This is a genomic window from Streptomyces sp. WM6386 (assembly GCF_000972385.1).
GTDB lineage: Bacteria > Actinomycetota > Actinomycetes > Streptomycetales > Streptomycetaceae > Streptomyces.
Genome location: NZ_JXTE01000444.1, coordinates 1 through 506 on the forward strand (window position 1 = coordinate 1; position 506 = coordinate 506).

The 506-nt window shown below is 72.3% G+C and carries 1 pseudogene; it reads left to right on the top strand.

Annotated elements, in window-relative coordinates:
• Window positions 1-101: 101 nt before the first annotated feature.
• Window positions 102-425: pseudogene (locus TN53_RS42165) on the top strand (flavodoxin family protein); the annotation flags it as partial.
• Window positions 426-506 lie beyond the last annotated feature (81 nt).

A 506-nucleotide genomic window follows, 5' to 3' on the forward strand; every position in this document is an offset into this window, starting at 1 on the left:
GGTGCGGCGGGGAAAAGCACCCCCCCCACCGGGGAGCCCCAACTGAAGAAGAGCGGCTCTAACGCGCTAAAATTGAGGACCTACCCCACGGCTGGGGTGGTGCCACCGCCTCCGACGTACTGGCCGCCGGCGGCTTTCTGCTGGGCACCCCGGCGAACCTCGGCTACATGTCCGGTGCCCTCAAGCACTTCTTCGACCAGGTCTACTACCCGTGCCTGGACGAGACGCGGGGCCGGCCCTTCGGCTACTACGTGCACGGCGGCAGTGACGTCACCGGAGCGGTGCGGGGCATCGAGTCGATCACCACGGGCCTCGGCTGGCGCCGGGCGGCGGACGCGGTGACGGTCACCGCAGAGCCCGGCAAGTCGGACACCGAGGCCTGCTGGGAGCTGGGCGCGACCCTGGCCGCCGGGCTCATGGGCTGACCCTCAGCTCCTGACCGCCTCCGCGATCCGCAGGGCGGCCTCGGCGGGGGGGGGGGGGGTGGTGTCGCCGACCCCGGCCTC